This window comes from Xylanibacter sp. (genome assembly GCF_057607445.1).
In genome coordinates, this window is record NZ_DBLZAX010000002.1 from 1 (window position 1) to 22626 (window position 22626).

Here is a 22626-nt window from a genome sequence, read left to right on the forward strand (position 1 = left end):
GGCGGATCTGCGCTCCGCCGGAATTGAATATAAGGATTTATTTAATCCGATTACTTCCTATTTCGTTTCTAGGTAGTTAAAGTAGTTATAGTAGTTATCGCTCACCTGGGTGAGCTAGTAGTTAGAGTCATATGCCATGTTGATTCTTATCGCAAGAACTACGTTGGCAATTGGATTTTTCGTTTTTCACTTTTCATTTTTCACTTTCGTAAGACGCACTACGTTGCTATTGTGCCGGCGGATCTGCGCTCCGCCGGAATTGAATATCAGGATCTCCTGATCCGATTAAAATACCACTTGTTTAAGTGAAGAACGAAGAGCAGGCGCTGAGCGCAAGCAGGCTTGCGCAATTAAAAATGAAAAATTAAAAGTGAAAAACGCCTGGCGGAAGTGAAGAGTTAAGAGTGAAAAATCCATGTGCATTGTTTGGTATTGTTATTGGTAGTTAGAGTAGTTAAAGTAGTTATCGCTCACCTGGGTGAGCTAGTAGTTAGAGTCATATGCCATGTTGATTCTTATCGCAAGAACTACGTTTGTAATTGGATTTTTTGTTTTTCACTTTTCATTTTTCACTTAAACAATCACTATGTTTGCATTTATTTCGTGCAAGTTTAATGGATTTCTGCATTTATTTCATGCAATTTTGGCAGAATTCTGCATTTATTTTGTGCAATTTCTGTAAAATACAGTATATTTGTCATGATATAAAATAGGATAGGTATGGAAAGGCTGTATGAATTTTTCTATAGAAAACTGAAAAATACTCCGGTGGAGTTTTTCAGATATAAATATAACCAGATAAAATGGGAAAGTAGAGCTTTCGGACTTGTCGGCCCACGAGGCGTAGGCAAGTCTACTATGCTGCTGCAATATATCAAACAGAATTTGGACACAAAAGATACGCTGTATGTATCGGCTGACAATCTTTATTTTGCAGAACACAAACTTGTTGACCTGGCTGACCGTTTTGTAAAGATGGGAGGCAAACACCTGTTTATCGACGAGATTCACAAATATGAAGGATGGTCGAGAGAGCTGAAACAGATTTATGACAGTTATGACGACTTGCAGATTGTGATCTCCGGCTCTTCGATACTTGACATTTATAAGGGCATGGCAGATCTTAGCAGACGTATGCCTATTTATGAGATGCAGGGGTTGTCGTTCAGAGAATATTTGCGCCTATTTCATGGTATAGACGTACCAGTTTACAGTCTGAAAGACATACTTACGCACAAAGCAGTGATTAGTGGTGTAGAACATCCCCTTCCACTTTTTCATGATTATCTTAAAAGAGGCTATTATCCGTTCGGACGCGACGCTGAATTTGAAATTGAGCTGATGCAGGTGATAAACCAGACGATGGAAATAGACATACCAATGCACATAAAGACCAACATATCTGTGGGCAGAAAACTGAAGAGTCTGATAATGGTTGTATCTAAAAGTGTTCCTTTTAAGCCTGTGATGCAGAAACTGGCTGATGTTACTGGTATCAGCAGAAATGACATTCCTGACTATCTGATATACATGGAACGTGCCGGAATGATAAGTCAGCTGCGTAATGCAACCGGAGGACTGAGAGGCCTAGGCAAAGTGGAGAAACTGTATCTTGACAACACGAACCTGATTTATACCCTTGCACCGGAACGTGCTGATATAGGAAACGTAAGAGAGACGTTCTTTATGAACCAGACAAGGGTATGTAACGACGTGAGAAGTTCTGACATCTCAGATTTTGAGATAGACGGCAAGGTGTTTGAAATTGGAGGACGGAAAAAAGGACAAAAACAGATAGAAAGTGCAGACGACGGCTACATCGTGAAAGACGATATTGAAAGCGGATACGCAAACGTGATACCTCTCTGGGCTTTCGGACTTAACTACTAATGGTAATTCACAATTAGCTTGCGCTGAACTGCGTTAGGTTGGCGATTCGGTCGCGCTATGAACGATAGCCACAAGACTAGTGGATTGTTTCCCTAGTGGCGCAATGTAGGGACGTACCCCAGGTGCGTCCACCTTTCATTTAGCATTTTTGTTATATCGTAAATCGTTGAAATACAGGGTTTTATCAGTTGGACGCACCTGGGGTACGTCCCTACAATCAACCCTGAGTAATGCTGTTTAATTTTTACTTGTGTTTACAGCCTGCTCTTCACTTAAATAAGCACTACGTTTGCAATTGACTTTAACTCCTACAAAAAAACCATAATGCACATGAATTTTTACTTTTTTAATTTTTCATTTTCGTGCGAAACAATTCGCACGAACTGCGGCTCGGCAATAAAAATAAAAAAATATGTTTTTTCATTTTGTATTGCTCTCGCCTTGTTCTATCTTTGAATAAGATAGGAGGCGGCTCGGAAAAGTCAAAAATAAAAACTGCGTTTTTTATTTGTCTTTTCACTCACCTTTTTTTTAAAAGAAGATAAGCTGCATCTCAGCATAACGTTCAAGCACGCTTGACGATTCTGCCTTCGATTTACATTATCTTTCACTATCTTTAAATAAGATAGGATGCGGCTCGGCAATAAAAATAAAAAAATTATGTTTTTTCATTTTGTATTGCTCTCACCTTTCACTATCTTTGCATTTCTGTAATGTCCGGATAAGTTTTCGGGACTGTTAATAAATTGTTTTGGCACTATGAAAGAAATGTATTATATATTCTGCAACCAGACATTGGTGACTGATGGGCAAGCCGGCAAAGGACGGCGGGCGTGGTGTGTGCTGAGACTTATCGCGGATGTACTGTATGGCGTGGTGAAGCCCGGAGATGCAGGCTGCATGAAGGGCGGATGGCGCGTTGATATGGCGACAGGGCTCGCCGTAAGATTGAACAGAAATACTAACAATTAAATAACTAAACCATGCTTTATCCATTATTATTTAGAAACAACTTCTTTTCGAAAATATGGGGCGGAAGCCTGCTGAAGAAACTTAAGGGCATAGAAGACAATGACCCTACGCCTATAGGCGAGAGCTGGGAGATAAGTGCCGTGCCGGGCAAGGAGTCGGTAGTGGGCAATGGCTCGCTGCAGGGACGCAAGCTTAACGAACTTGTGACGGAATATAAGGAAGAACTGATAGGACGCACGGTGTATGACATGTACGGCGAGACGTTTCCGCTGCTGATAAAGTTTATCGACGCTGCGAAGGACCTGTCGATACAGGTACATCCCAACGACGAGATGGCACGTAAATATCACGACTCGTTCGGCAAGACGGAGATGTGGTATATTATGGACACAAAGCCGGGAGCTAAGCTCTACAGCGGCTTTAAGAGTCTGATATCGAAATATGAATACGGCAAGCGCATAGAGGACGGCAGCATCTGTGACGTGCTGGCATCGCACGACGTGAAGGAGGGCGACGTGTTCTACATTCCGTCGGGACGCATCCATGCGATATGCAGCGGTACGCTGCTGGCTGAGGTGCAGCAGAGTTCTGACCTGACATACCGCATATTCGACTATAACCGTCCGGGACTTGACGGCAAGCCGAGGGCACTGCACACGGCGCTGGCATCGGAGGCGCTGGACTATAAGGTGGAGGACGACTACCGCACGCACTACACGCGCAAGATGAACTATCCGGTGCTGCTGGCGGAGAACAGGTTTTTTACGGTGAAGCTGCTGGAGGTGAACCGTGCCTTCCACAGAAAGCTGTATAAGTATGACAGCTTCGTGGTGTATATGTGTCTTGAGGGCAGCAGCGACATCGTGATAAGGTCGTGGAAAGGCGAGGAGCCTGAGATAAAGCAGGTGCATCTGACAAAGGGCATGAGCTGTCTCGTGCCTGCCTGCGTGGCCGACATGGACGTTGTGCCGAACAACGAAGACCGCGTGTCGAAGCTGCTCGAGGTGTATATTGATAATAAGAACTACTGATTTAAGTGAAGAGTGAAGAGGGAAGAGCAGGCGCGGAGCGCAAATAAAAATGAAAAATTAAAAGTGAAAAATCCATGTGATTTGTTGGTATTATCATTTGGAGTTAAAGTAGTTAAAGGAGTTATCGCCAACGGAGTTGGCTAGTAGTTAAAGTCAAATGCCTTGTTGATTCTATTCGATGTAATACAATTGACAATAATCGACGAAACGCACGCACTACGTTTGCTAATGTTCCGGCGGATCTGTGCTATTGTTTTTGGGAGTTAAAGTAGTTAGAGAAGTTATCGCTCACTAAGGTGAGCTAGGAGCATATTTAAGTTAAGAACTAAGAGTGAAGAGTGAAAAATCCAATTGCAAACGTAATGCTTACAAGTAGAAACCACAATACATTTGGATTTTTCGTTTTTCACTTTTAACTTTTTCACTTTCGTAAGACGCACTACGTTGCTATTGTGTCGGCGGATCTGTGCTCCGCCGGAATTGAATATAAGGATTTATTTAATCCGCTAACTTCCTATTTCACATTATATCACAATTTTATGCTAACATTGGCTATTGGATTTTTAACTTTTCATTTTTCACTTAAATTAGCGGTATTTTAAGCGGATCAGGAAATTAGCTGCGCTGAACTTCGTTTCTTATATTCAATTCCGGCAGATTGCAAATCAGCCGGAACAATAGCAACGTAGTGCGAATCAACAAGGCATTTTGCTTTAACTACTAGCCAACTCTGTTGGCGGTAACTTCTCTAACTCCTTTAACTCCTTATGACATGGATGGTATGACGAACGGGGACGGGATGCAAATTGTTATGTTATTATATGACGTTGACGGCTTTTCGGATGAAGAGCCGTTTATTTTTGTGTGATTATGGGGTGAGGAATGAGAAATGTGTCAGATGTGAGGGCGTGATGACGGGACATGATGCGCTGAAAAAAGACTAAAAATGTGAGGACTGATGGCGTCTGGCGGCATAAATGTATGATGAAAGATGAAATGGCGTATTGTAAGTAATCGTGGCTGTAAACTGCAATGTTTAAAGCTGTTTCTGTGAATGAGTGGGGATAGTGTTTTGATATCGCCGTCTTTTGTTTTAAATTGATATTTTAAAGCGGCATGAGGCGGCGGCCGGCCTTAAAATTTAATGAAATAATCTTTGTATTTTTAACCCATATTTTTTGCGACTTTTATTCTAAAATCCTATCTTTGTAAAGGCAGAGAGAAGGTTTGCGGCATGTTGTGGCGTCTTTGAGGCGACGGCCGGCAGCAACATTCTGCCATGCATCTAATAAGAAAAACATAAAGAAACTATACAATATTTTAATAATACTATGGCAAAGATAAAACAGATTGTGGAGTGCGTGCCCAACTTCAGCGAAGGACGCGACAAGAATGTTATAAAACAGATTACCGATGTGATTGAGGAAGCCGGCGGCGTAAAACTGCTCGATGTTGACCCGGGTGAGGCTACTAACCGCACGGTGGTTACTTTTGTTGGTGAGCCCGAGGCTGTTGTCGAGGCTGCTTTCAAGGCTGTTAAGAAGGCCGGTGAACTTATAGACATGCGCAAGCATCATGGTGCTCATCCGCGTATGGGCGCTACAGACGTGCTGCCGCTGGTGCCGGTAAGCGGAATAACTCTTGAAGAGTGTGCCGAGCTGGCAAGAAAACTGGCAAAGCGCATTGCCGACGAGCTGCAGATACCATGCTACTGCTATGAAGAGGCCGCTCTGAAACCTGAAAGACGCAATCTGGCCGTGTGCAGAGCCGGTGAGTATGAGGCGCTGCCGGAGAAGATGGGCGACGCCGACAAGGCTCCCGACTTCGGTGCAAGACCCTTTGATGAGGGCGTGGCACGCACGGGATGTACGGCTGTAGGAGCACGCGACTTCCTGATTGCCGTAAACTTTAACCTTAACACCACATCTACACGCAGGGCAAACGCAGTGGCCTTTGACGTGAGAGAGAAGGGAAGACCGGTGCGCGAAGGCAACCCGATAACAGGCAAGGTGAAGAAAGACGCAGACGGAAAGACGATAATGCAGCCCGGTACGCTGAAGTCGACAAAGGCCATAGGATGGTTTATCGAGGAATACGGCATCGCACAGGTGTCAATGAACATAACTAACATCAACGTTACGCCGCTGCACGTGGCATTCGACGAGGTGTGCCGCTGCGCTCAGAACAGAGGACTGAGAGTAACGGGAACAGAGATCGTTGGTCTTGTGCCAAAACGCTCTATTGTAGACGCCGGCAAGTATTTCCTTGAGAAACAGCACAGATCGACAGGTATTCCCGAAGAAGACATAATGAATATAGCCGTGAAGTCGATGGGACTCGACGACCTGCGTCCGTTTGTACCCGAGGAGAAGGTTGTGGAGATGCTGCTCGAGGCCGACCAGAAGAAGGCTAAGAGACTGACGGCGCTGACAGTGAAGGGATTTGCTGACGAGACAGCAAGAGAATCTCCTGCACCCGGCGGCGGATCAGTGGCTGCATACATGGGAGCACTGGGGGCCGCGCTGGCAACGATGGTGGCTAACCTGTCGGCACACAAACCCGGATGGGACGACCGCTGGAACGAGTTCAGCCAGTGGGCAGACAAGGGCATGGTGCTCGAGACAGAGCTGCTGCGCCTCGTTGACGACGACACAGAGGCCTTTAACCGCATAATGGCAGCCTTCGGAATGCCGAAAGGAACAGACGAAGAGAAGCAGCTGCGCTCAGAGGCTATACAGAAGGCAACACTGTTTGCTGCACAGGTGCCGCTGGAGACAATGAAGACATCGGCACAGGTGTTCGAACTGTGCAGGGCGATGGTAGAGACCGGCAACCCGAACAGCGTATCTGACGCAGGCGTTGGCGCACTGGCAGCAAGAGCAGCCGTGATGGGTGCAGGACTGAACGTCAAGATAAACGCTTCGTCGCTGAAAGACCAGGATGCAGCCAAGGCGCTGATAGGTGAGGCTGAGGCGCTGATGGCTGAGGCTACAAAGCAGGAGGCTGAGATAATGCAGATGGTTGGGCGAGTAATCAGCGGAAACTGATTGAGGCAAGACCGGGAGAAACATAACGAATAAACAACAGAAAAATCCTAAATATTATGACAAACGAGGAATTTAAGGCGGCGATACGTGCCGGCATACCAGACGTGCTGCCGGAGCCGCGTGAGTATGACAAAGAAGTGAACCATGCGCCAAAGCGTAAGGAGATACTTACAGAAGACGAAAAGAAGCTTGCACTGCGCAATGCCCTGAGATATTTCCCTAAGAAATTCCACAAGACACTTGCACCGGAGTTTGCTGCCGAGCTGCGCGACTACGGACGCATATATATGTACAGATTCAGACCTACATACGACATGTATGCACGCAGCATTGACGAGTATCCGCACAAGTCGGAACAGGCTGCTGCCATCATGCTCATGATACAGAACAACCTGAACCCGGCAGTGGCTCAGCATCCTCATGAGCTTATCGTATACGGAGGCAACGGTGCCGCATTCCAGAACTGGGCACAGTATCTGCTGACTATGAAGTATCTGAGCGAGATGACAGACGAACAGACACTCGTGATGTATTCAGGTCATCCGCTGGGACTCTTCCCGTCGCACAAGAATGCTCCGAGAGTGGTTGTTACAAACGGTATGGTGATACCTAACTACTCAAAACCCGACGACTGGGAGCGCATGAACGCACTTGGCGTCAGCCAGTATGGACAGATGACAGCCGGATCGTATATGTATATCGGTCCGCAGGGCATCGTTCACGGCACAACGATAACCGTGCTCAACGCTGCACGCATGCAGATGAAGAAAGAACCGGGCCGCAAGGACATACACGGCATGCTGTTCGTGTCGTCAGGTCTTGGCGGTATGTCAGGTGCACAGCCTAAGGCTGGAAACATTGCCGGAGTGGTCAGCGTTGTTGCCGAGATTAACCCCAAGGCTGCACAGAAGCGCTATGACCAGGGCTGGGTGGACGAACTGCACTCTGACCTGAACGAACTGATACCGGCAATAAGAAAGGCCGTAGAGGAGCGCAAGACTGTGTCTATGGCATATGTGGGCAACGTGGTTGACCTGTGGGAGCGTCTGGCAGAAGAAAACATAAAGGTAGACCTTGGTAGCGACCAGACATCACTGCACAACCCGTGGGCAGGAGGATATTATCCTGTTGACATGACATTTGAGGAGTCGAAGCAGATGATGGCAGAGAATCCCGAACTGTTCCGTGAACGTGTGCAGGCATCTCTGCGCAGGCAGGTTGCTGCAATCAACAAGCTGACAGAGCGCGGCATGTACTTCTTCGACTACGGAAACGCATTCCTGCTGCAGTCAGAGCGTGCTGGAGCCGACATCATGGCTGCCGACGGCAAGTTCAGATATCCTTCATACGTTCAGGACATCATGGGTCCGATGTTCTTCGACTACGGCTTCGGTCCGTTCAGATGGGTATGTACATCAGGCAAGCCCGAAGACCTGGCTGTAACCGACCGTCTGGCTGTAGAAGTGCTCGAGGAGATATGCAAGACAGCACCGGAGGAGATACAGCACCAGATGGAAGACAACATCCACTGGATAAAGGAGGCCGGCCGCAACCATCTCGTAGTAGGCTCACAGGCACGTATATTGTATGCCGACGCCGAAGGCCGCGCAAAGATAGCTCTGGCATTCAACGAGGCAATAAAGAAGGGCGAGATAACACGTCCGGTAGTGCTTGGCCGCGACCATCACGACGTATCAGGAACAGACTCTCCGTTCCGTGAGACAAGTAACATATACGACGGTTCGCAGTTCTGTGCCGACATGGCTGTTCAGAACGTTATAGGCGACTCGTTCAGAGGTGCCACATGGGTATCTATCCACAATGGTGGCGGAGTAGGCTGGGGCGAAGTTATCAACGGCGGCTTCGGCATGATGATAGACGGAGGCGAAGACAGCGCACGCCACATACGCGAAATGCTGTTCTGGGACGTAAACAACGGTATTGCACGCCGCAGCTGGGCACGCAACGAAGGCTCTATACACAGCATTGAGCGCGAAATGGAACGCACCCCGAACCTGAAGGTTACGATGCCTAACTTCGTGGATGATGAGATAATAGATAACGCAGTGAAGTAAATTCAGTAGTTAAAGTAGTTAGAAGGAGTTAAAGTAGTTAAAGTCAAATGCCTTGAAGTAATTAAGTAAATAATTAAGGACTAAGAAACAATGTCCTGATTATGAAACAAGATTAGGCGTTAGTCAATTATGAATTATAATTTATAATTGTGTGTCCACAAAACATATGACTTTAACTCCTTTAACTACTCTAACTCCTTTAACTCCTAAACACACACATAACTTTAAATTTAAATACACAATGATTCACAAAATATCAGCAGAACATCTCACGATTGAACGTATCGGTGAGATAATAGAAAAAGGTTATAAACTCGAACTTAGTGAAGACGCACGCAAGCGCATCGTACGCTGCCGTGAATATCTCGACAAGAAGATAGAAGAGACAGAGAAGCCTATCTATGGCGTAACAACAGGATTCGGCTCTCTCTGCAACGTGTCTATCGGCAACGACCAGCTTTCGCAGTTGCAGATAAACCTGATGATGTCGCATGCATGCGGCACAGGCGACCGCGTGCCTAACGATATAGTAAAGATAATGCTGCTGCTGAAGATACAGTCGCTGAGCTATGGCTACTCAGGCTGCAAGCTTGATACTGTAGAGAGACTTGTCGACTTCTTCAACAACGATGTTTATCCTATTGTCTACATGCAAGGCTCACTTGGCGCATCCGGCGACCTTGTGCCTCTGGCACACCTCTGTCTGCCGCTCGTAGGACTCGGTGACGTAGAGTATAAGGGTAAGGTGATGACAGGAGCCGAGATGCTGAAAGAAAACGGATGGGAGCCGATACAGCTCGGATCTAAAGAAGGTCTGGCTCTGCTCAACGGAACACAGAACATGAGTTCGTTTGCCGTATGGGCATTGCTGCAGGGCGAACGCCTGAGCAAATGGGCAGACAAGATTGCTGCCATGTCGCTCGACGCATATTATGGACTGGTGTCTCCTTTCACAGACGCCGTACATCAGGTAAGACCTCACAAGGGCCAGATACAGACAGCCGCAAACATGAGGCAACTGCTTGAGGGCAGCGAGATAATAGAGAAGCCCAAATCTTATGTTCAGGACCCGTATTCGTTCCGCTGCATTCCGCAGGTTCATGGCGCAGCCAAGGACTCAATGGCATACGTTAAGTCAGTGATCGACACTGAAATCAACTCGGCAACAGACAACCCGACTGTATGTCCTGACGAAGACCTGATTATCTCTGCCGGAAACTTCCACGGAGAGCCTATCGCACTGCCTATGGACTTCCTTGCAATGGCACTGAGCGAACTGGCTAATATCTCAGAAAGACGAATCTACAAGCTCGTGTCGGGCACAAGAGACCTGCCAAGTTTCCTCGTTGCAACTCCAGGCGTAAACAGCGGATTTATGATTACACAATACACAGCTGCGTCAATAGTAAGCCTTAACAAGAATCTGTGCTCGCCTGCATCAGTAGACAGCATACCTTCGAGCCAGGGTCAGGAAGACCATGTGAGCATGGGTGCCAACGCTGCAATAAAGCTCTATAAGGTGGTGCTCAACACGGAGCGTGTGCTGGCAATAGAGCTGTTTAATGCTGCTCAGGCTCTTGAGTTCAGACGTCCGCTGAAGTCGTCGCCTGTAATCGAGAAGCTGCATGATGAATACCGCAAGGTAGTGCCGTTCATCGTGAACGACGAAGTGATGTATCCTCACATAAAGAACTCTATTGACTTCCTGAGAGAGCATGCCGAATAAGCATGACGCCAAGGAAAACGTAAAATAATCAAGCCGATGAGACTGCTTGTAAAGAATATAAAGACACTGGCCGGAATAGACCGGCACGGCAAGCTGAGGCTGCAGGGCAGCGAGATGCAGACGCTGGAGCAGATAAACGACGCCTATCTGACAGCCGAAGACGGACTGATAACCGGATTCGGCACGATGGACAGTCTGACGGATGCTGAAGCTGCTGCAGACACCGTTGTCGACGCCGAAGGCGGAACGCTGATGCCGTCATGGTGCGACCCGCATACCCACATAGTGTATGCGGGAAGCCGCGAGGGCGAGTTTGTCGACAAGATAAGAGGCCTGAGCTATGCCGAAATAGCCAAACGCGGCGGAGGCATACTCAACTCTGCCGACCTGCTGCACACCATGACAGAGGACCAGCTCTATGAGCAGGCCATGAGGCGTGTGCGCGAGGTGATGATGAAGGGTACGGGCTGCGTTGAGATAAAGAGCGGCTACGGCCTTAACATCGAAGACGAGCTGAAGATGCTGCGCGTGATAAGGCGCATAAAGGAGACGGCACCTATAAAGGTGGTGTCTACCTTCCTTGGTGCGCATGCAGTAGGACGCCAGTACACCCAGGACGAATATGTACGTCTTGTTGTAGAGGAGATGATACCAGAGGTAGGGCGCGAGCATCTTGCCGACTATGTAGACGTGTTCTGCGACGAAGGCTTCTTTACCCCAGAAGAGACCGACCGCATACTTGAGGCCGGAGCAAAATGGGGAATGCTGCCCAAGATACATGCCGACGAACTGGCATCGTCGGGCGGTGTAGAGATAGGCGTGAAGCGCAATGCCTTGTCTGTAGACCATCTGGAGAGCATGACCGAAGAGGAGATAGAGTTGCTGCGCGGCAGCGGCACTATGCCTACGGTGCTGCCCAGCACGTCGTTCTTCCTTAATCTGCCTTATGCACTGGCACGTAAGATGGTTGACGCCGGACTTGGCGTTGCCGTTGCCAGCGACTATAATCCCGGATCAACTCCGTCGGGCGACATGAAGTTTATTGTGTCTCTGGCATGCATCAAGCTGAGACTGCTGCCTGCAGAGGCCATCAATGCCGCCACGATAAACTCGGCTTATGCTATGGGGCTCAGCCGCGACTACGGTTCGATAGCCGTGGGCAAGGTGGCTAACTTCTTTATAACAGAGCCGATACCTTCGATTGACTACATCCCTTATGCCTACACGTCGCCTGTGATACGCCGCGTGTTTGCCCGAGGGCAGGAAATAGGCTTCTGACCACAGGCCGGCAAACAGCCTGCGGAAAGTATTAGATGTTAGTAATAAATATAGCTTTTGCGCAATCGCGGCATAAGGTGTTATGCCGCATTGCGCACTTTTTGTCTTATATGCAGCCATTGTTCGTGGCTGCTTTTATTTTGTCTCTTATTTAGCTTGTGCCGTTTGTGTAGTGTCGATATATAGCATTTTGTAATGTGCGTGAGCAGAATGTGTCCCGATTATGTTAAGTAGAGTGTGCAAAATGCAAGCATACAAGTGCGTATATTTTAAAAATATTACTATGTTTTTAACAAAAATATTTTTATCTGTCAGGTTTTTTATTGTAATTTTGCGCCCTGAAAATCAAATGTAACTAGATTATTGGTGTCCTTCAAACCATTCCTGCATATCTTGACTTATTGTAACAATAGGACAACTGTGCCATGTCTGGTGAGAAAGGGCATGTTAATTGCCTTAATACTTGCGTAAAGAAGGCTCATGGATGTTTGCAGGACAACGGTATAACTAGATTTATAATATGTAGCATGCCTTTTAGATAAAGAGCATCAAGGTGTTTAGTTAAGGTGAAAGATTAATTCTGATGAAATCGCTTAAACTGTTATTATTGCTGAGTATGTTGCCTATTGCCGCGGCATTTGCCGGAGGCGACACGCTTAGATATAAGCTGGAGACATCGGCCAATGTGTCTACGGGCGACTATGCCCCTATGTGGTTTACGGCCAACCGCTATGGCCTGTCTGGTGTAGAGCCGTGCAGCGGATATCTCAGAGCGGGTGTAGACTATGCCGGAAAGTTGGGTGCCGACTGGCGTCTGGAGGCAGGACTCGACTTGGCCGGAGCCGTTAATCAGACTTCAGACTTTGTCGTTCAGCAGGCTTTTGTCGATGTGTCATGGCGCAATATAACGCTGAGCATAGGCAGCAAGGAGCGCGAAGCCTTTCCGCTGGACAAGAACATGGGGCTAAGCAGCGGCATGATGGTAGAAGGTCCAGGGGCACGTCCTGTGCCGCAGGTGCGTCTTGAGGTGAAGGAATATCAGAATCTGCCTTACACCAAAGGATGGGTGGCTGCCAAGTTTCATTTCGGCTACGGATGGCTGACAGACGGCGACTGGCGGTCGGACTTTGTAAAGCCAGGCGAGACGTTCACCAGAGGCGTGATATATCACAGCAAGTCGGCCATGCTTAGAGTGGGAAATCCAAAGAAGATACCAGTTACGATGGAAATCGGAATGATCGAGGCGGCACAGTTTGGCGGAAGCAAGTGGCGCAAGAATGACGACGGAACCACAACGTGTGTGGCAAAGATGCCCGGCGGGATAAAAGAATATCTGAAGGCCATCATACCTATACAGGAGAGCACGCTGCAGAACGTGGAGGGCAACCATGTGGGAAGCTGGAACTTTGCGCTCAACTATACGGCGCCGACATGGAAGCTGAGATGCTATTACGAGCATTATTTCGACGACCACTCGCAGCTCACGTGGCAGTATGGACGCTGGAAAGACGGGCATATAGGCGTGGAACTAACGTTGCCGGAGAATCCCTTTGTGTCCACTCTGCTGTGGGAAGGGCTGTGCACAACCGACCAGACCGGACCGCTGCTTTATGACGGTGTTGGCGGTTCGTTTCATGAGATACAGATGAGCGGCGGCGACAACTACTATAACCACGACTACAACTGGCAGCACTGGGGTATGGGAATGGGCCATCCGTTTCTGCCCGGACCAATATATAATGCCGACGGAACCAATATGTTCAGGAGCAACCGCGTAAAGGCCCACCATATAGGCATTGGCGGCAATCCGTCTGACGAGTGGTCGTATCGCCTGCTGCTGTCGTACATGCGCCACTGGGGAACATACAAAGTGCCGCTCGACCGCATGATGCGTCAGGGAAGCACGCTGGCAGAAGTGGCATACAGTCCGCGTAAAGCTGCGGGATGGAACTTCAGACTGGCCTGCGGATACGACAAGGGCAGCTATATAGGCGACAGCATGGGCTGCATGATAACAATAACCAAAACAGGAGTTTTATGGTCAAGATAATAGGATGGATCGTTGCTGCCGTCATGGCTCTGGCTATGGCGGGCTGCGACTTTAAGGAGCCTGTAAACAGCGATATAGAAGGATTCTGGAAACTGGAACGCTTTGAGACGAGGGCCGACGGACGCATGCACGAGTGTACGCGCCTTTATTACAGCATAACGAGATACGTGGTTGAGGTGTCCGAGAAGCAGGGTCCAAACGGCTATGGCACATACATAGGTCGCTTCGGATATGAGGACGGAGAGACAAAGGTGGTGATGAAAGACTTTAAGCAGAGGGCTGCTACGAGCGACAACGGCGTTGACGCTACCGTGGAAGACCTGCTGCCGTTCGGAATCAATTCTACTGAGACAACCTTTGATGTGGTGGTTGCCGACGGCGACAATCTTGTATTGCGCTCTGATTATGCCACGCTGCAGCTCACGCGCTTCTGATTTGTCCTGAAAAAGACATCATGGTTCAGCTGCATTGTTGATTTATATCTGATGCGTTGTCGTCAGTATTCCCCTTTATGCCAGCCTTTTTATGGCATTATTTAGTGTATGCCGGTCCATGTCCGTCTTTCCGTTTATCGTATTTATTGCTGCCGCTGAAGATTGCCGTGCGATGTAAATACGCGCTTTTGCTTTCAAATAAACTTAAATGCGGCCGTATGTCGCAGCATTGTGTCGTTGATGGGTGTCTGTGCTGGTTCAAAATGACACTACGCGATGCATTCGTTTATTACAATTTAACCCAAATCGGTCATTAGACAGCATATTATTTTATCAATTTTGTGCATTGATGCTTTCAGCCGGTCTTTTTGTTTCTATTGGCGTCTTTTCGTAAGATTTTTCTTGACATAGCCCGCTATGACTGCGAAAAATCTAACGAAAATCCTCTCAAAATAAAGCAAAAATCCCGACCGAATCCTAATGACTGATTTGGGTTAAAAGACCTTTATTATTTTGTTATATTCCCAACTTGCATTATCTTTGCACAAAAATATGCAGCGTTACGGCGGCTAAAGCCCGTTTATATGTCGTGTGCACTGTTGCCGTTGCGTAACGAAACCGTGTAAATTTAATGAGCAGACGTTTATATCCTATTCTGAATTTTATAAGTCACAACAAATATTGGATTGTGATAATTTTCGGTGTCCTCATTGTCGGGTTCCTCGATGAGAACAGCCTGCTGAAGCATGTGCGCAACAGAATACTCGTGAGCGAGCTGAAGGAGCAGATTGACGCCTACAACATGCAGTATGAGCAGGACGAACAGAAGATAAAGGAACTGAAGCGCAACCCCAAGGCCATCACAAAGATAGCTCGCGAGAACTACTTTATGAAAGCCGACGACGAGGATATATTCGTGCTTAGTGATGACCAAAAACCAGTAACAGATAACGATGAAACAGCTAAATAAACTGCAGACTATTGTTCTGCTTTCGGGTGCGGTGCTCATGGTGGCCGGTGCCGGACTTTATGTCTTTGGCACGATGCTCATGGCTTCGTGGATATTTCTTGTGGGTGCCTTGTGCTTTGCTTCTATGCAGATGATGCAGACCTACAGCGGCAACAACTTCACCATCAGGCGTCTGCGCCGTATCATGGTCACGGGCGACGTGCTGTTTATTCTTTCGGCACTGCTGATGGTCGAAAACTCTTATGGCCTGCTGCTGCCCCTGTTTCTCAAGCTTTCGCCCGACGGATACTTCAATTACGTCACTTATGTTCACAACAACTGGGTGCTCCTGCTCCTCGTTGCTGCCATGCTTGAGATTTATACAACTCACAGAATATCAGGCGAGCTGGCTAAAGAGGCAAAAAAACTCTAAAAGTCAGTGTATTTATTTTAAATTGCATGAAAAATTTTTCTTACATCGATAATACGTTGTAATTTTGTGCTAATATTACAAAACAAGGTTATGGTTAAGACTCTTTTAACTCTTCTGGGGGCTTTTGCCGTGTTTACGTCGTGTGTAAACTCTTACAACATTCAAGGTTCATCTAATGTTCCTACGTTAGACGGCCGCATGCTGTTTCTTAAGGTTTATGAAGGAGACGACCTGAAGAATATCGACTCTTGCGACATCGTTCACGGACAGTTTCATTTTTCGGGGGCGCTCGATTCTACGCGTATAGCAACTCTCTTCATGGACGATGAGAGCCTTATGCCGGTGGTGCTTGAGAGCGGCGAAATACAGATAAAGATAGACAACACGCAGCAGAAGGTGAGCGGAACGCCGCTTAACGACAAGCTGTTTAAGTTTATCGAGAAGTACAACCAGCTGGAGAGCGAGGTAGGCGAACTGGGCCACCTGCAGAGTCAGGCCATAATGGACGGACACGACATCAACGAGGTGAACGCAAAGCTGTCGCAGAAGGCTGCACAGATTGTTGAGAAGGAAGACAAGCTCGTAACGTCGTTCATCGTTGAGAACTTCGACAATGTGCTGGGTCCGGGCGTGTTCTTCATGATTACAGCCGGCCACAGATATCCCGAGCTTTCACCCTGGATTGAGGATATAATGAGCAAGGCAACTGACAACTTCAAGAACGATCCTTACGTGCGCGATTATTACCGCAAGGCACAGCAGAACCAGGCCATAATGAACGGTACGGCAATGCCCGACGGAACAGACGACCCGACGCTGGCGCCTCCTACGCCCAACGAACTGGCACAGCCGGGATCAGAAGACTCTCTGAGCGAGGCTGTTGAGGGAGCAGAGTGACAAGGGAGTCAGGCTTAGCCGCAAAAAAGGAACATATACAGGGGCTTTAAAAGATATTATGAGATTATTGATAAAAGACGCCACGCTGGTCAACGAGGGAAAGTTGTTCCGTGGCTCGGTTGTCTTGGAGAATGGTTTGATATCAGACATTCTCCAAGACAATTTTATTTCTGGCAGTGAACATTTTGATAAGGTGGTTGATGCCTCGGGGTGCTACGTGCTTCCGGGCGTTATCGACGACCATGTGCATTTTCGTGAGCCTGGCCTTACGGCAAAGGCCGACATAAGTTCTGAGAGCCGTGCTGCGGCCTATGGTGGTGTTACGTCTTATTTCGACATGCCTAACACCGTGCCGCAGACCACTACGCTCGAGGCTCTCGAAGAGAAACGCACATTGGCGGCGGCAAAGAGCCACGTCAACTATTCGTTCTTCTTCGGTGCAACCAACGACAATGTCGACCTGTTCAGCCGGCTCGACGTTCATCGTGTGCCCGGCATAAAGCTGTTTATGGGCTCGTCAACGGGCAACATGCTCGTTGATCGCCGTGAGGCTCTCGAACGTATATTCAGCGAAGCCCGTGTCCCCGTCATGACACATTGTGAGGACACCGGCATAATCAATGCCAACATGGCTGCTGCAAAGGCTGCTCATGGCGACGATCCCGATGTGGCTCTGCATCCGCAGATACGCAGCGAGGAGGCTTGCTATAAGTCTACAGAGCTTGCCGTAAGCATGGCGCGCAAGCATGGTGCGCGTCTTCATGTGGCTCATCTTACAACGGCTCGCGAGCTGCAGCTGTTTGAGCCGTGGCACGATGCCATGCCTGATATAACGGCTGAGGCTGTGGTTGCCCATCTGTTTTTCTCTGACGCCGACTATGCCACGCTTGGCACAAGGATAAAGTGCAACCCGGCTGTAAAGACACTTGCCGACCGCGACGCTCTGAGACGTGCACTCTCCGACGGCCGCATATCAGTAATAGGCACCGACCATGCCCCCCATCAGTGGGCCGACAAGCAGGGCGGATGCGCCCGTGCGGCCTCAGGCATGCCCATGATACAGTTCTCGCTTGTGTCCATGCTCGAGCTTGTAGATAATAAAGTTATGCCTATAGAACGGCTCGTAGAGCTTATGTGCCACAATCCCGCACGCCTTTTTGATGTGCACGGGCGCGGTTTTCTCCGCAAGGGCTATAAGGCCGATGTCGTTGTTGTGCGTCCCGGCAGTCCGTGGACGGTTACGAAAGACGTCATACAGAGCAAGTGCGGATGGAGCCCTATGGAGGGACATACGTTCAACTGGCGCGTGGTTCACACGTTCTGCAACGGCGTGCATGTCTACGACGACGGACGTTTCCTCGACTCTTGCCGTGGTGAGGAGATTGCCTTCAGATAATGGGCTGTAGTTGATGTTTAGTTAAAAATTAATCTTCTGAAAAAATGATTGCAAGGATATTCGTGCTTTTGGTGTTGATGATAATCCTGTCTGACATCTACATCGACAGAAGACTGCTGCGCCGTAAGACCAGATATTTGTGGTGGCAGCGCCTGTTGTGGTGGACTCCGGGTATCATTCTCTTTGTCTATACGCTGGTGCTTACGTTCTCGCGCGATTTTGCGCCCGAGCGCATCGAGTTGCTCAACGTTTATCTGTTTCTTTTCGGTGTGCTGGCAATCCCCAAGTTTATTTTTGCCGTATGCTCGTTGCTCGGCTGGGGACATTGCCGCTATCATCACACAAAGAACAACTGGGGCAACCTTGTCGGACTGCTGCTGGCCATAGGTCAGATATATATCGTGGTCTACGGCAGCACCATAGGCTTCAGGAAGCTCGACATACGCCATGAAGACTTTTATTCTGCCGACCTGCCTCAGGCCTTCGACGGCTATCGCATAGTGCAGTTTAGCGATGCCCATCTCGGCACTTACCGCGGAAAGGACAAGAAGGTGTTTGAGCGTATTGTTGACAGCATCAACGCTCAGAAGGCCGACATGATAGTGTTTACGGGCGATTTGCAGAACATGTCGCCCGAGGAGCTTTACGAGTTTATTCCGCTTCTGAGCAGCCTTAGCGCCAAGGACGGCGTTTATTCTGTTCTCGGCAATCACGACTATTCTGACTATATTAAGGCCGACGACGTTGTTAAGGTGGCAAATGAGCGTGAGATTATCAGTCGTGAGCGTGAATTTGGCTGGACGCTATTGCTCAACGAGAACAAGACCGTTAAGCGCGGCAACGACTCGATAATTGTTGCAGGCGTTGAGAACGACGGCCGTGGCGGTGAGCCTAAGCGCACAGACCTTAAGAAGGCGATGGCCGGAGTAGACAGTTCGAGCTTTGTGCTTATGCTTGCTCACGACCCGCGTCTGTGGCGCAAGGAAATCCTGCCAGGCAGCAAGGCGCAGCTTACTTTGAGCGGTCACACTCACGCCATGCAGTTCAGCGTCTTCGGCATGTCGCCGGCCAGACTGATGTATAGAGAGTGGGGCGGTCTGTATCATGAAGGCAACCGTGCCATCAACGTGTCTGTAGGCACCGGCGGCTTCATCCCCTTCCGCTTTGGAGCAAGCCACGAGATATCGGTTATTACGCTGCACAGGAAGGGAGCTTAAGTGAAGAGCAGGCGCAAAAGCGCAAATAAAAATGAAAAATTAAAAGTGAAAAACGCCTGACGGAAGTGAAGAGTTAAGAGTGAAGAGTGAAAAATCCAAATGTTAGCGTAGTGCGTGCGAAAAGAACCAAGAAGGCTAATGTGCCGGCTGATCTGTAATCGGCCGGAATCTAATATAAGGAGAGTGAAGAGTGAAAAATCCAAAAGCTAACGTAGTGCGTGCGATAAGAACCAACAAGGCTAATGTGCCGGCTGATTTGCAATCGGTCGGAAATGAATATCAGAACCGAAGGTCAGCGCAGCTAATTTTTTAATCCGATTACTTCCTATTTAGCATCACCTCATACTTTTAATGCAAACATAGCATTAAATTTTTCATTACTCACTTCATAAGGCAGCGGTATTTTTAGCGGATCTCAGATCCTTATATTATATTCCGGCGGAGCGCAGATCCGCCGGCACATTACCAAACGTAGTGATTATGAAGTTATGATAAGAATCAACAAGGCATTTGACTCTAACTACCAGCTTATCTAAGTGAGCGATAACTACTTTAACTCCCGCCTCGAAAGCACAGATCAGCCGGCACAATAGCAACGTAGTGCGTCTTACGAAAGTGAAAAGTTAAAAGTGAAAAACGAAAAATCCAAATGTATTGTGGTTTCTACTTGTAAGCAATACGTTTGCAATTGGATTTTTCACTCTTCACTTTTAGTTCTTCACTTAAATATGCTCCTAGCTCACCTTAGTGAGCGATAACTTCTCTAACTACTTTAACTTCCGACTCGAATCCACAAGAGTTTTTCATTTTTAACTTTTCATTGCGCTTTTGCGGCTTAATTTGCCGGTAGCCCGGAGGGCTTAACTTTGGTAACCGTGGGTCATTACCCACGGATTAAAGTCCTGGTAATGCGAGCACCCGAAGTGGTGCTATTCTTGTTTTTATGTTACTTACTTGTTTGCTTTTGTGTCCGTTATTTGCTCCGATATAGCACCACTTCGGGTGCTCATAGTTTGTTTTGTTATAGGCCGTGGGTGATACACCCACGGTTACTTAAGTGTAGCCCTTCGGGCTATAAGTTAGCATCAACCTTTAGCCGGCATAATAGCCTTGTTGGTTATTATCGTACGTACTACGCTAACATTTGGATTTTTCACTCTTCACTTTTAGTTCTTCACTTAAACACGCACTACGTTAGCATATGACTTTAACTCCTAGCCAACTCCGTTGGCGATAACTCCTCTAACTACTTTAACTACTTAAAACGAATCTACTGATTCGGATTCTTCACATACCCCTGATATTTCGGAGTTAGGCCGGCCATAATCTCCTTATAGCTTATGTCCATGCGCTTGCTTATGTCTTCGGCACCCTGTCCTTCTGGGTATATCGGCTTATGTATGGTCAGTGTCAGCGGATGCCATTTCACCCAGAACCATTTGTTTGTCCTTGGCAGCACGTCGAAAGAGCCGTTGATGGTCAGCGGCACTACGGGCAGCTGAAGCTCGTCGGCAAGCATGAAGGCGCCACGCTTAAACGTACCCATATGACCTGTAAACGTGCGCGAGCCTTCGGGGAACACCACCACGCTCATTCCGTCCTTCAGCGTGTGGCGCGCCTTGTCGTATGTCTCCTTTACCTTGCTCGGGCCGCGCTTGTCTACAAATATCTGGTGAGACATCTCGCAGGCAAAGCCAACGAGAGGAATCTTGCGCAGCTGGTGCTTCATCATCCATTTGAAGTTGCGTCCCAGATGACCGAATATCAGAAATATGTCGAACGAGCCCTGATGGTTGCTCACAAACACATACGACTCGTTGTGCTTCAGGTTCTCGCGTCCCACAACCTTTACCGGCAGAAACAGCACCTTAAGTATGGCTGCTGCCCACAGCTTAGGCGGATAGTAGCCCCAGAAGTGGCCGTTGCCAAGCACGCAGCCCACGCTCGTGGTGAGCGACGTAAGTATGGTGAGCACGAGTATTATCGGCAGCGCGATGCATATTTGATATATTCGGTAGATGTATCTCATTGTTAGTTGTTTTTATCGTTAGAATAATATTTGCGGTTAACCTGTCTGTGATGCCTGCTGCATCTGTGGCAGCCTAGTCTGCCTCGGTGAGCGTTGTCGTGTCTGATAAGCCGGGGCGCTCTTTCCCCTCGCTCGTCTTCTGATATTGCGCGGCTTGCGCTTTATGTCTGTATCGCCTTGCGTCCTTGCAGGCCGTTCGGCGTTGTTGCGGTTATGGTGTTGCAGCAGGGCTGCGGCCCTGCTGCATATCCCTTCCTGCTGTCAGTCTTTAATCTTAGGATACTTGCGTGTCCATCCGTCCCAGCGCAGACGCATCACACCGAAGAAAGCCTCACCGAATATGCCGCCGCTCATCTTCGACACGCCTTCACGTCTGTTGACGAATATCACGGGCACTTCCTTAATCTTGAAGCCTATCTTGTATGCCGTAAACTTCATCTCTATCTGGAAGCCGTAGCCCTTGAAGCGTATCTTGTCCAGCTCTATGGTCTCGAGCACGCGGCGCTTGTAGCACTTAAATCCCGCAGTGGTGTCGTGCACCTTGAAGCCCGTCACCATGCGCACATACTTAGATGCAAAATAGCTCATCAGCACGCGTCCTATAGGCCAGTTCACCACGTTCACTCCGCTCACGTAGCGCGAGCCTATGGCAACGTCGTAGCCCTCGTCGTGGCATGCCGAATAGAGGCGCGGCAGGTCGTTGGGGTCGTGACTGAAGTCGGCGTCCATCTCGAATATATAGTCATATCCGTGCTCCAGGGCCCATTTGAAGCCCGTTATGTATGCCGTGCCTAGGCCCAGTTTGCCGCTGCGCTCAATGATAAACAGACGGTCGGCAAACTCGCTCTCCATCAGTCGGTGAACTATAGCCGCGGTGCCGTCGGGCGAGCCGTCGTCTATCACGAGAATATTAAAACATTTTTCAAGCGAGAACACCGCCCTTATAATCTTCTCGATGTTCTCTTTCTCGTTATACGTAGGTATAATGACTATGCTGTCGCTTTTGTTCATGTCCTGAATGTCTTTTGTTTATGCGTGCTATATATGTCTTGTCTCCCTCCGGCTGGCGTCGTCATGGAGCCTTCAACGTTGTTGTCTTCTTCTTCAGATAAATCAGCTCTCAGTAGTGCCCGTGCGTCCTGTCTCCCCGGTCAGTCCTGTCTGCCGCTTATCTTATGTGCAAAGATAATGCAAATCGCGAG

At 48.3% G+C, this 22626-nt stretch carries 16 protein-coding genes; 14 read left to right on the forward strand and 2 right to left on the reverse strand.

From position 1 onward, the window contains the following. Positions 1-720 precede the first annotated feature (720 nt). The 14 genes from ACZMIG_RS02015 (at position 721) to ACZMIG_RS02080 (ending at position 19395) form a co-directional block, all read left to right on the forward strand. Positions 721-1890, forward strand: a complete 1170-nt coding sequence (locus tag ACZMIG_RS02015) for an ATP-binding protein (RefSeq protein ID WP_487888950.1) — start codon at positions 721-723, stop codon at positions 1888-1890. A gap of 768 nt (positions 1891-2658) precedes the next feature. Then, on the forward strand, positions 2659-2862 hold the full coding sequence (locus ACZMIG_RS02020) for a hypothetical protein (protein WP_487888951.1): 204 nt from the start codon (positions 2659-2661) through the stop codon (positions 2860-2862). A gap of 11 nt (positions 2863-2873) precedes the next feature. Then, the gene (locus ACZMIG_RS02025; RefSeq protein WP_125104575.1) at positions 2874-3893 is read left to right on the forward strand and encodes a type I phosphomannose isomerase catalytic subunit; all 1020 of its coding nucleotides are present in this window, start codon (positions 2874-2876) and stop codon (positions 3891-3893) included. Positions 3894-5224: 1331 nt separating this feature from the next. Then, positions 5225-6940 (forward strand): glutamate formimidoyltransferase, encoded by a 1716-nt coding sequence (ftcD, locus tag ACZMIG_RS02030; RefSeq protein WP_302331194.1) that lies wholly within the window; start codon positions 5225-5227, stop codon positions 6938-6940. A 56-nt stretch (positions 6941-6996) separates the two neighbouring features. Continuing rightward, positions 6997-9015 (forward strand): urocanate hydratase, encoded by a 2019-nt coding sequence (gene hutU, locus ACZMIG_RS02035; RefSeq protein ID WP_053399237.1) that lies wholly within the window; start codon positions 6997-6999, stop codon positions 9013-9015. A 241-nt stretch (positions 9016-9256) separates the two neighbouring features. Then, positions 9257-10741 (forward strand): histidine ammonia-lyase, encoded by a 1485-nt coding sequence (gene hutH, locus ACZMIG_RS02040; RefSeq protein ID WP_482684007.1) that lies wholly within the window; start codon positions 9257-9259, stop codon positions 10739-10741. A 36-nt stretch (positions 10742-10777) separates the two neighbouring features. After that, positions 10778-12019, forward strand: a complete 1242-nt coding sequence (gene hutI, locus ACZMIG_RS02045) for an imidazolonepropionase (RefSeq protein WP_487888952.1) — start codon at positions 10778-10780, stop codon at positions 12017-12019. Positions 12020-12602: 583 nt separating this feature from the next. Then, positions 12603-14069 carry a capsule assembly Wzi family protein gene (locus ACZMIG_RS02050; RefSeq protein ID WP_487888953.1) on the forward strand — a complete coding sequence of 489 codons (1467 nt, stop codon included), beginning with the start codon at positions 12603-12605 and terminating at the stop codon, positions 14067-14069. Continuing rightward, entirely contained in the window at positions 14057-14503 is a 447-nt protein-coding gene (locus tag ACZMIG_RS02055; RefSeq protein WP_053399240.1) for a lipocalin-like domain-containing protein, read from the forward strand. The genes ACZMIG_RS02050 and ACZMIG_RS02055 overlap by 13 nt, the downstream gene beginning before the upstream one ends. A gap of 631 nt (positions 14504-15134) precedes the next feature. Then, positions 15135-15473 carry an FtsB family cell division protein gene (locus ACZMIG_RS02060; protein WP_287603396.1) on the forward strand — a complete coding sequence of 113 codons (339 nt, stop codon included), beginning with the start codon at positions 15135-15137 and terminating at the stop codon, positions 15471-15473. Then, positions 15457-15885 carry a hypothetical protein gene (locus ACZMIG_RS02065; protein ID WP_021855645.1) on the forward strand — a complete coding sequence of 143 codons (429 nt, stop codon included), beginning with the start codon at positions 15457-15459 and terminating at the stop codon, positions 15883-15885. The genes ACZMIG_RS02060 and ACZMIG_RS02065 overlap by 17 nt, the downstream gene beginning before the upstream one ends. A 90-nt stretch (positions 15886-15975) precedes the next feature. Beyond that, positions 15976-16782 carry a DUF4369 domain-containing protein gene (locus tag ACZMIG_RS02070; protein WP_053399242.1) on the forward strand — a complete coding sequence of 269 codons (807 nt, stop codon included), beginning with the start codon at positions 15976-15978 and terminating at the stop codon, positions 16780-16782. 58 nt (positions 16783-16840) lie between these two features. Further along, on the forward strand, positions 16841-18178 hold the full coding sequence (locus ACZMIG_RS02075) for a dihydroorotase (RefSeq protein WP_487888954.1): 1338 nt from the start codon (positions 16841-16843) through the stop codon (positions 18176-18178). 44 nt (positions 18179-18222) lie between these two features. Continuing rightward, positions 18223-19395 (forward strand): metallophosphoesterase, encoded by a 1173-nt coding sequence (locus ACZMIG_RS02080; RefSeq protein ID WP_298455465.1) that lies wholly within the window; start codon positions 18223-18225, stop codon positions 19393-19395. A 1270-nt stretch (positions 19396-20665) separates the two neighbouring features. Here the strand turns inward: ACZMIG_RS02080 and ACZMIG_RS02085 are convergent. Both ACZMIG_RS02085 and ACZMIG_RS02090 read right to left on the reverse strand, forming a co-directional pair. Next, a complete protein-coding gene (locus ACZMIG_RS02085) occupies positions 20666-21424 on the reverse strand; it encodes a lysophospholipid acyltransferase family protein (protein ID WP_125104566.1) in 759 nt (252 codons plus the stop codon). 261 nt (positions 21425-21685) lie between these two features. After that, positions 21686-22435, reverse strand: a complete 750-nt coding sequence (locus tag ACZMIG_RS02090; protein WP_021855654.1) for a polyprenol monophosphomannose synthase — start codon at positions 22433-22435, stop codon at positions 21686-21688. Positions 22436-22626 lie beyond the last annotated feature (191 nt).

Coding starts and splice junctions, on each gene's coding strand:
- ACZMIG_RS02015 (WP_487888950.1), top strand. CDS start 721: ATGGAAAGGCTGTATGAATTTTTCTATAGAAAACTGAAAAATACTCCG.
- ACZMIG_RS02075 (WP_487888954.1), top strand. CDS start 16,841: ATGAGATTATTGATAAAAGACGCCACGCTGGTCAACGAGGGAAAGTTG.
- ACZMIG_RS02025 (WP_125104575.1), top strand. CDS start 2,874: ATGCTTTATCCATTATTATTTAGAAACAACTTCTTTTCGAAAATATGG.
- ACZMIG_RS02050 (WP_487888953.1), top strand. CDS start 12,603: ATGAAATCGCTTAAACTGTTATTATTGCTGAGTATGTTGCCTATTGCC.
- ACZMIG_RS02060 (WP_287603396.1), top strand. CDS start 15,135: ATGAGCAGACGTTTATATCCTATTCTGAATTTTATAAGTCACAACAAA.
- ACZMIG_RS02065 (WP_021855645.1), top strand. CDS start 15,457: ATGAAACAGCTAAATAAACTGCAGACTATTGTTCTGCTTTCGGGTGCG.
- ACZMIG_RS02020 (WP_487888951.1), top strand. CDS start 2,659: ATGTATTATATATTCTGCAACCAGACATTGGTGACTGATGGGCAAGCC.
- ACZMIG_RS02090 (WP_021855654.1), bottom strand. CDS start 22,435: ATGAACAAAAGCGACAGCATAGTCATTATACCTACGTATAACGAGAAA.
- ACZMIG_RS02080 (WP_298455465.1), top strand. CDS start 18,223: ATGATTGCAAGGATATTCGTGCTTTTGGTGTTGATGATAATCCTGTCT.
- hutH (WP_482684007.1), top strand. CDS start 9,257: ATGATTCACAAAATATCAGCAGAACATCTCACGATTGAACGTATCGGT.
- ACZMIG_RS02070 (WP_053399242.1), top strand. CDS start 15,976: ATGGTTAAGACTCTTTTAACTCTTCTGGGGGCTTTTGCCGTGTTTACG.
- hutI (WP_487888952.1), top strand. CDS start 10,778: ATGAGACTGCTTGTAAAGAATATAAAGACACTGGCCGGAATAGACCGG.
- ACZMIG_RS02055 (WP_053399240.1), top strand. CDS start 14,057: ATGGTCAAGATAATAGGATGGATCGTTGCTGCCGTCATGGCTCTGGCT.
- ftcD (WP_302331194.1), top strand. CDS start 5,225: ATGGCAAAGATAAAACAGATTGTGGAGTGCGTGCCCAACTTCAGCGAA.
- ACZMIG_RS02085 (WP_125104566.1), bottom strand. CDS start 21,424: ATGAGATACATCTACCGAATATATCAAATATGCATCGCGCTGCCGATA.
- hutU (WP_053399237.1), top strand. CDS start 6,997: ATGACAAACGAGGAATTTAAGGCGGCGATACGTGCCGGCATACCAGAC.